Source organism: Bradyrhizobium sp. 142 (assembly GCF_023074015.1).
In the GTDB taxonomy this organism is placed as follows: domain Bacteria; phylum Pseudomonadota; class Alphaproteobacteria; order Rhizobiales; family Xanthobacteraceae; genus Bradyrhizobium.
In genome coordinates this window covers 54576-60575 of the sequence record NZ_JADPKQ010000011.1, presented here as the reverse complement: position 1 = coordinate 60575, position 6000 = coordinate 54576, and the positions used below count along the sequence as shown (strand labels likewise).

At 60.1% G+C, this 6000-nt stretch carries 5 protein-coding genes and 2 pseudogenes; all 7 read right to left on the bottom strand.

Annotated elements, in window-relative coordinates; all coding sequences use genetic code 11:
• Positions 1-213: 213 nt before the first annotated feature.
• Positions 214-411 (bottom strand): annotated as a pseudogene (locus tag IVA82_RS01255) (transposase zinc-binding domain-containing protein); the annotation flags it as partial.
• A gap of 12 nt (positions 412-423) precedes the next feature.
• A complete protein-coding gene (locus tag IVA82_RS01250; RefSeq protein ID WP_247388532.1) occupies positions 424-1344 on the bottom strand; it encodes a tyrosine-type recombinase/integrase in 921 nt (306 codons plus the stop codon).
• 688 nt (positions 1345-2032) lie between these two features.
• Positions 2033-3102, bottom strand: a pseudogene (locus tag IVA82_RS01245) (IS110 family transposase).
• Positions 3103-3329: 227 nt separating this feature from the next.
• Positions 3330-4364: a sulfite exporter TauE/SafE family protein gene (locus tag IVA82_RS01240; protein WP_247388533.1), complete on the bottom strand. Its 1035-nt coding sequence runs from the start codon at positions 4362-4364 to the stop codon at positions 3330-3332.
• 318 nt (positions 4365-4682) lie between these two features.
• Positions 4683-5309, bottom strand: a complete 627-nt coding sequence (locus IVA82_RS01235) for a TerC family protein (RefSeq protein WP_247388534.1) — start codon at positions 5307-5309, stop codon at positions 4683-4685.
• Positions 5302-5637: a hypothetical protein gene (locus IVA82_RS01230; RefSeq protein ID WP_247388535.1), complete on the bottom strand. Its 336-nt coding sequence runs from the start codon at positions 5635-5637 to the stop codon at positions 5302-5304. Before IVA82_RS01230 ends, IVA82_RS01235 begins: the two co-directional genes overlap by 8 nt.
• A 98-nt stretch (positions 5638-5735) precedes the next feature.
• The gene (locus IVA82_RS48445) at positions 5736-5867 is read right to left on the bottom strand and encodes a hypothetical protein (RefSeq protein WP_256469598.1); all 132 of its coding nucleotides are present in this window, start codon (positions 5865-5867) and stop codon (positions 5736-5738) included.
• Positions 5868-6000 lie beyond the last annotated feature (133 nt).

Sequence of the window (6000 nt, the reverse complement as noted above, 5' to 3'; positions counted from 1 at the left end):
ACCGAGGTCTACACGCGCGGCGATCCGACCGAGAAGCTCGATGCGATGGAGGCGATCGTGCCGCCCCACCTGCGGCGCGGCGTCTTCCAGCCCACCGACCAGCTGATCGAACTCCTCAGGCGTACCTCGTAATGGAGAGCGGGGTTGGCGGTGATTGGTGCAGGAGCGCGATCAAATTGCCGCCAGCTCCCCATTACCGGCTTTGCCCATAAGACAGCTGTTGTAAGCGATGACCGTGTGCGGGCAATCTTCGCAGCGCGCCACATGGCCGCCGAGCGCCGCCGTGCGGCAGCGCTCGATGGCCGACATCACCTTCATCTGGTCGAGGCTGACGTGATCGACATTGGCACGACGCCACGCCGCTCCGTGGTCGCGGAAGATATCCGCGACCTCCAGCACCGGGCGAGACATGACCGCTGGCCGCTACGTCGGCGGCTGGTCTTTCCTGTTCTTCTTGGGCTTCTTGCAAGGCTGCGACAGCAGGTCGAGCGGGCTCTTGATGCCAGCGATCATGCCGGTGGCGACGCGGGCGTATCGCGCCGTCGTGTCCAATTTGTCGTGCCCCAGCAGCGCCTGGATGACGCGAATATCGGTGCCACGTTCAAGGAGATGGGTGGCAAAGGAGTGTCGAAGCGCATGGAGCGTTACGCCCTTGCGGATTCCGGCCGCATCGGCCGCCTCATGGAACAGGCGGTTGAGTTGGCGGGTTGTCACCGGCTTACCGGGCTTGCGGCCGGGAAACAGCCAGCGTTCCGCCACGGGCGTTGTGGAATCGTAACTCGGCGGGCGCGTCTTCCACCATTGGCGCAGCAGGTCGAGCGTGTCGGGCGACAGCATGGCATTGCGGTCCTTGCGGCTCTTGGACTGCTCGACCCGAATGATCTTCTGCGCGCTATCGATGTGCTTGACCTTCAGCCTGACCACCTCGCCGGCGCGCAGGCCGCAGCCATAGCCGAGACTGAGCAGCACGCGCACCTTGAGGCTACTCGCGACCGCGAGCAGGCGCCGGGTCTCGTCCTGGCTCATCACCAGCGGAATCTTCTGCGGCTCACGGAGGTGATAAATCTCGGCCGCAAGATCCAGTCGCCGCAACGTCACGCGAAACAAGAACCGCAACCCGGTCATGATGCGGTTGCGATTGCAGATGCTCGCGCCCGTCTCGGAAAGATGCAGTTGAAACCGGCGGATATCCTCCGCCGTGGCCGTGTCCGGGGACTGCTTGAGAAACCTAGCAAACCGCTTGCAGCTGTGAATATGACCCCTCTGCGTCCCCGCGCAGAGCTTGCGTGCATTCATGTCCTCGATCATGCGCTGGCGCAACGGGCTGACCGTAACCGTACTCATGGGCAACTCCTGTCTTGGATGAGGTTGACGACACCCTCGATCTTCAAGACAGGCCGACCGGCCGGCTACCGATGATCTCTCATAGGTTACCGCACCCTCGGCTAAGCCCCCCGCTTCAGCGGGCTATCGCGCAGCGATTTAGTGCTCTGGCCCATCAGCGAAGTGGTGGCGCACCTCATTGAGGTCCGCTCAGTGAGGCATGCGGACTAGATTTGCTCAGGTTGAGTTCTTCGCATTTTGACCCATCTGTATGGTCCGGCCGTGCGTTGCAAGAGGTTTCGTCGACCTGGTTGATGCGGTCTTGCATTACTGTATCCGGCCTCTGATTGGAGCGTCTGCTCCGGGCCATCATGGATATCAGCGCGCATGCGACCTGATTCTCGGATAAGCCTCGAACGGGCTAGTTGGGTCACCAGTGTTCGCACGCGCCGGGAAGGCCGATCACTCCATCGTCGTCTCATCCTCTCGCAGACCCTCGGCGGGTAACTCCCGCGAAGCTAGGTCATCGATAATCTCCTTGCTTCATGCTGTTCCTTTGTTCGTGCCTGGCGGCCGTTCCTTCGCCCCGACCCGCGGGTGCGAAGGCGCGCCGCGCGCAAGAGGCGGTCGAGGCTGGCCGTCGCGATGACGTTGCGGCTTGCGCCAGTGTTTCCAGGCCATGCCTTGACGGCCCAGCACGGCGCGAGGATCAAGCAGATCGGGACGCTGTTGCATTGGTCTTGACGTACTCGAAGGCGCGGCCCTTGTGGAGGACCGCCCAGGCGATGCGGGCGAGCTTGTTGGCGAGCGCGATCGCCAGCACATTGTGGTGTAGGCGCTTCTTGGCGGCCTCGATCCAGGATTTGAGGCCATAGCGTTCCCACTGCTCTGGCCCGAGCTTGACCAATACGACCCAGGCGGCCTGAACAAACAGCTTGCGCAGATAGCGATTGCCGCGCCTCGATATGCTGCCGAGGATCGTGCGATCGCCGGTCGACATCTGTTTGGGCACCAGTCCGAGCCAAGCCCCGAAGTCGCGGCCCTTCGAAAACGCATCGCCGGTGCCGATCGCAGCCACGATCGCGCTCGAGATGATCGGGCCGACGCCGGGCACCGTCATCAGTCGCTCGCAACCTTTGTCATGATGGGCTGGCGCATCGATCTCGCCGGAGAGACCTTCGATGCGCTCATCCAGCCGGCGCCAGTCTCCGGCTAGGTCTTCAATGACGCGCAACATGCGCGGCGAGAGGACGTCGGTGCGCGTCCCCAATATGCCTGGCAACTCGGCCCGCAGTAAATGCAATCCTTGCCGCACCGCGATGTCGCGCTCCAAAAGGAAGGCGCGGACTGGTTGATAATGCCGGTACGCTGACTGACCAATCGCTCGCGCACCCGATGCAGGGCCTGGAGATCAAGCTGGTCCGCCGTCTTGGTCGCGACGAACTTCATGGTCGGGCGTTGCACCGCCTCGGCAATCGCTTCGGCATCGCGATAGTCGTTCTTTTCACCTTTGGAATACGGCCGCACGTATTTCGCCGGCATCAGCCGGGCGTCGTGGCCGAGCGCCTGAAGTTTGCGGCTGAGATGATGCGCCCCGGTGCAGGCCTCCAAGCCGATCAGGCACGGCGGCAGGTTGGCAAGCCGCGCTTCCACTTGGCCACGCGACCACTTTTGGCGCAGCACCAGGGCTCCACGCCGATCTTGGCCAACGATGTGGAACGAATTCTTGCCGATATCGATGCCGATCACGGCGACTTTGCTGTCGAGGTTCTGGGACATGACGTGCTCCTTTGTCTTCGGTGCCCCCTTTGCCAGTTTGGCTCGCTGACAGGGCTGGAGCACGGCCGGACCATCCCATTCTCCCAAAAGACTCTTCCCGACAGTCGGGTGGGTGCGGGTGCCACCTGAGCTTTGCTGATCCAACCGCAGGCCGAGAAAGGCGTGTGCCCGCTGCCTGTAACCCGTGCGGCCGCAAGGGCGACCACAGTTGCTAACTGTGCCGCGCTCTAAGGCGAGAGAATTGGAGGCAAAACAGCGAAGATCAGCATGGCAATAGCGAGGATCGCCACAACGTAACCGAGATCGGTGTTAAGCCGAGCAAGCGGGTCGTAGGGAGGTTCGGTCATATCCGAAGCGATGCGATTATCAGGCCCGCTCAGAGCGCTGGGCATAAGCAAAGTTCTTTCGGATCGCCTTGAGGCCGCTCTCCGTGTGAAAAAGATGTACAACAAATAGGCGTCGATCAAAAATGTGAGGACCAAGACGACATAGGCCCAGGGGCTTTCCATCAAATTCAGCTCGATCAATACCCGGGAGAAGCCGAAACCCACGACCCACGCATCAAAGCTCATGCTTATCCGACGAAACGTCTCGGCATCCAGATGGCGAATGACATAGGCGCCGACCGGTACCCCAACCGCAACGCAGGGAACAAACACCCATAAGATGTTCGCGCTTTCAGCTGTAAACAGACCAAGCTGGTAATAGACGATGGCCGTCACACTCGATTCGGCCACGCGAACCAATGCGAGACCGGCGCGAAACTCGGTTTTGATCAGACCTTGGTTGTTGAACAGGATCGCCAACGGCGGCCCCGAGATGGTGGTGACCGAATACAGGATGCCGAGCGTGGCTCCAAAGGGAAGACCGACCAGCCAGGTCGAGCGAATTGGCCTTCGCCACCCGGCGGCTTGGACCAGGATGAGGGGCAGAATAAGTGTGTAGGTCCCCAATTTGATCCAGCCTGGCTCAACCGTGGTGAGAAGCCACGCTCCGATTCCGATGCCGGGCAGGAGCCCGGTGACGATTGGAAACACCCTTTTCCATACAGCGGCAACGCCGTTCAGATTGATGAACAGAACGTAGAAGTTGGTGACCACCTCGACCAGGACGACAGCGGGATTCAGGATGCGATTTGCAAAGAAAACGAGAGCCACCGGCACGGTGAGCGAGGAAAATCCGTAGCCCAGGGCGCCATTTACGAAGGCTGCAAGAAGAGCGACGCCGGCGAGAACGATCACCGCAGTATCAAGAGGAGGCATCGTTGGCTCCCCCATACGGGCAATGGTGGCTCACGGGGCGACCGACCTTTATCCTACCACTCCTGACAGTCTGTTTACAGCTTGGAACCCGGCCTGGGCCCATCAGTATTTTAGAAACGATTCGTACGCTAGATCACCGCACAGAAATGCCTCGCTTCGTTTCAACTGGTTCGGAGCTCTTGCGCGCTTTCCTTCAACCTAGCCGAGCGCCGTCTCCCAGTCGGGCTGACCCCTACTTCCGTTATTGGCCCCAAAGCGGAAGTGCTTCCTATGAGGGCGCCGGAACAGACGCAGGCCACCAAGCAGCGGTATGTCATGTCATATCGACGCTACCTTCATGATATCCAATGTTCCGCGAAAGATCATCTCGACTGCAACGTAGAGAATGACGGCCAGGCCGACGTAAGCAATCCATCGATGATTTTGCAGAAGGCGCGCAATAAGAGAAGCGGCCACGCCCATCATCGCAATGGAAAGCCCCAACCCGAAAATCATGACCACTGGATGCTCGCGTGCCGCCCCTGCGACGGCCAGGACATTATCGAGCGACATGGACACGTCGGCCACGATAATCTGCCAACTCGCTTGGACGAGTGTTTTGCGGGGCTTGCTTCCTGCGCTTGCTCCAGCCTCCTTCGCACCTGCGGGCCCCGTGGAGGAGACGCGCAACTCTCGCCACATCTTCCAACATACCCACAACAACAGGATTCCGCCAGCGAGCAAGAGGCCGACGATCTGGAGGATTTGCGTGGCTAACCCGGCGAACAGCATGCGCAGCATCGTCGCGACGACGATGCCGATCAAAATCGCCTTGGCTCGTTGCGCCTGAGGAAGTCCCGCGGCGGCAAGACCGATGACGATGGCGTTATCGCCAGCGAGCACGAGGTCGATCAGAACGACCTGCGAAAGCACGTTCAGGACATCTGTGATAAGAAATTCAATCACGGGTCAGCGGCTCGAAAAAAAGCGCCACTTGATCCGGTTCGCTGAAAATCGCCGCGGCGCACCCCATCATGGTGAATGCACCGGCAATATCCCATAGCGTCACATTTTCTAGCGTTACATTTTCCGAATCTGCTCGGGCTAAAAGCGCGGCGATCATTGCGTCCGAGAAAAGCAGAATGCTGAGCGCAGGCAGGACGAGTTCGGGCTCCAGCAAGCGGATCATCAAAAATGCCGGAGCCGCGATCAGCATGCTCAATAGCGCGAGCATGCTGAATGAATCCCGCCAGGGACCATTCCTGTTTGTCCAGCTTGCATGAGGAGCAATCATTTTGTCCTCCTGCAGAGGGGCGTCCTAACCGAGTCGGCGCCGCTAATTGACCGGACCACTTCTGGTCTGGATGGCCGGTTTGCCGACGCCTCCCTCGATCAATGTTTTGTCGGACGCCGACCTTCCACTAGCGAAATAACGCCAGCAGCCACCACGGCAATAACGACGACAGTGGCGAGCGCCTCGACCGTGGCCAAGGTCTCGTACCATTTGTTCCAAAGCTCAAGCATGCGCCGGCCTCTGTCGAGAGCCCACCCGCGATCGATAAAATCCACTCTCTGAAGGACGTGCCTTTGCGACCAAAAACACAATGCTACCCATCGACGCGCGGGTTTTAACCGCGCGACAACATGACTTATGCGG